Origin of the sequence: Pseudomonas sp. NPDC087598 (assembly GCF_044743525.1) — a bacterium.
Taxonomy (GTDB): domain Bacteria; phylum Pseudomonadota; class Gammaproteobacteria; order Pseudomonadales; family Pseudomonadaceae; genus Aquipseudomonas.
On the sequence record NZ_JBIUWQ010000131.1, the window covers coordinates 1,046 to 3,567 of the forward strand.

The window sequence follows — 2,522 nt, forward strand, 5'->3', positions numbered from 1 at the left end:
CCGGTGGGATTTGCCAGGGTGTCGTTTAAGTAAAGCCCTTTGATGTCGACGATTTTTGCCATTGTTGTAAACACTCCAAAGTTGACGAAAACGACGCAGCTAGAGGAAATCTTTTTACCGTCGGCAAGGGGTGTGCAGCGGGCAGACTTGCAGACGATAACGCTCATGCCCGAGGGCATGAGCGACAAATCGTGCGGTACTTTACCGGAGAATTGAGGTTTACGCGGTTTCTACCGTCGGAAAACTCTTCACCAGTTCGTCCAACGCTTTGAGCTGGGCCAGGAATGGCTCCAGTTTGTCCAGACGCAAGGCGCAAGGGCCGTCGCATTTGGCGTTGTCCGGATCCGGGTGCGCTTCGAGGAACAGACCCGCCAGACCTTGGCTCATGCCGGCCTTGGCCAGATCCAGAACCTGTGCACGGCGACCGCCGGCGGAGTCGGAACGACCGCCAGGCATTTGCAGCGAATGGGTCACGTCGAAGAATACCGGGTACTCGAACTGCTTCATGATGCCGAAGCCGAGCATGTCGACCACGAGGTTGTTGTAGCCGAAGCTCGAACCACGCTCGCAGAGGATCAGTTGGTCGTTACCCGCTTCCACACACTTGTTCAGGATGTGTCTCATTTCCTGAGGCGCGAGGAACTGGGCTTTCTTGATATTGATCACTGCATTGGTCTTGGCCATCGCGACGACCAGATCGGTCTGGCGCGACAGGAAGGCCGGCAGTTGAATGATATCGCAGACCTCAGCGACGACCGCGGCCTGATCAGGCTCGTGGACGTCGGTGATGATCGGCACGCCGAAGGCTTGTTTGATGTCCTGGAAGATGCGCATGCCCTCTTCCAGGCCAGGACCGCGATACGAGGCCACAGAAGAACGGTTGGCCTTGTCGAAACTGGCCTTGAACACGTAAGGGATACCGAGTTTCTCGGTGACCTTCACATACACTTCGCACACCTGCATGGCCATGTCACGGCTTTCCAGCACGTTCATGCCGCCGAACAGCACCATGGGTTTGTCGTTGGCAATCTCGATGTCGCCGACGCGGATGATCTTCTGTGCCATCGGGTTTACGCCTTCTTCTGGTGTTGAGCCAACGCTGCTTTGACAAAACCGCTGAACAGCGGATGGCCATCACGTGGTGTCGAGGTGAACTCAGGGTGGAACTGGCAAGCCACGAACCATGGATGATCCGGTGCTTCAACCACTTCAACCAGCGCTGCGTCAGCGGAGCGACCGGAGATTTTCAGGCCGGCTTCGATGATTTGTGGCAGCAGGTTGTTGTTCACTTCGTAACGGTGACGGTGACGCTCGACGATCACGTCCTTGCCGTAGCAATCGTGCACCTTGGAGCCGGCTTCGAGCAGGCAATCCTGAGCGCCAAGGCGCATGGTGCCGCCCAGGTCGGACGTTTCGGTACGCACTTCAACGGCGCCGGTCGCGTCTTCCCACTCGGTGATCAGACCCACAACCGGGTGGCCGCTGGCGCGGTCGAACTCGGTGGAGTTGGCGTCTTTCCAGCCCATCACGTTACGGGCAAATTCGATGACCGCCACTTGCATGCCGAGGCAGATGCCCAGGTACGGAACCTTGTTTTCGCGAGCGTATTGAACGGCAGTGATCTTGCCTTCCACGCCACGCAGACCGAAGCCGCCCGGTACGAGGATCGCGTCGACACCTTCGAGCAGCGCAGTGCCCTGATTTTCGATGTCTTCGGAATCGATGTAACGCAGGTTGACCTTGGTGCGGTTGCTGATGCCGGCGTGACTCATCGCTTCGATCAGCGACTTGTAGGCGTCCAGCAGTTCCATGTACTTGCCGACCATCGCGATGGTCACTTCGTGCTCCGGGTTCAGCTTGGCGTCAACCACTGCTTCCCACTCGGACAGATCAGCGCTGCCGCATTGCAGACCGAAACGCTCAACGACGAAATCGTCCAGACCCTGCGAGTGCAGAATGCCCGGGATCTTGTAGATGGTGTCGGCGTCTTCCAGCGCAATTACCGCACGTTCTTCAACGTTGGTGAACTGAGCGATCTTGCGACGCGACGAGATGTCGATCGGGTGATCGGAACGGCACACCAGCACGTCTGGCTGCAGGCCGATCGAACGCAGCTCTTTTACCGAGTGCTGAGTTGGCTTGGTCTTGGTCTCGCCAGCGGTGGCGATGTACGGCACCAGCGTCAGGTGCATCAGCATCGCGCGCTTGGCGCCGACTTCGAAACGCAGTTGACGGATGGCTTCGAGGAACGGTTGCGACTCGATGTCACCGACGGTGCCACCGATTTCAACCATTGCCACGTCAGCGTCACCAGCACCCTTGATGATGCGGCGCTTGATTTCGTCGGTGATGTGCGGGATCACCTGGATGGTTGCACCCAGGTAGTCACCACGGCGCTCTTTGCGCAGCACGTGCTCGTAGACACGGCCAGTGGTGCCGTTGTTGTGGTTGGGAGGGGCGGGGGGGGGGGAGCGAGCGCCCCAGGCCGGGGCGCGCGGGGGGGGGGGTGGGGGGGGGGGGGC

General features: G+C 59.2%; 3 protein-coding genes. All 3 read right to left on the minus strand.

From position 1 onward, the window contains the following. On the minus strand, positions 1-62 hold a 62-nt coding region (locus ACIOWE_RS29915), incomplete at its 3' end, for a hypothetical protein (RefSeq protein ID WP_401398559.1). A gap of 157 nt (positions 63-219) precedes the next feature. After that, entirely contained in the window at positions 220-1,065 is an 846-nt protein-coding gene (gene kdsA, locus ACIOWE_RS29920; protein WP_401398554.1) for a 3-deoxy-8-phosphooctulonate synthase, read from the minus strand. 5 nt (positions 1,066-1,070) lie between these two features. Continuing rightward, positions 1,071-2,522, minus strand: a 1,452-nt coding sequence (locus tag ACIOWE_RS29925; RefSeq protein ID WP_401398556.1) for a CTP synthase, incomplete at its 5' end; no start/stop codon positions are given.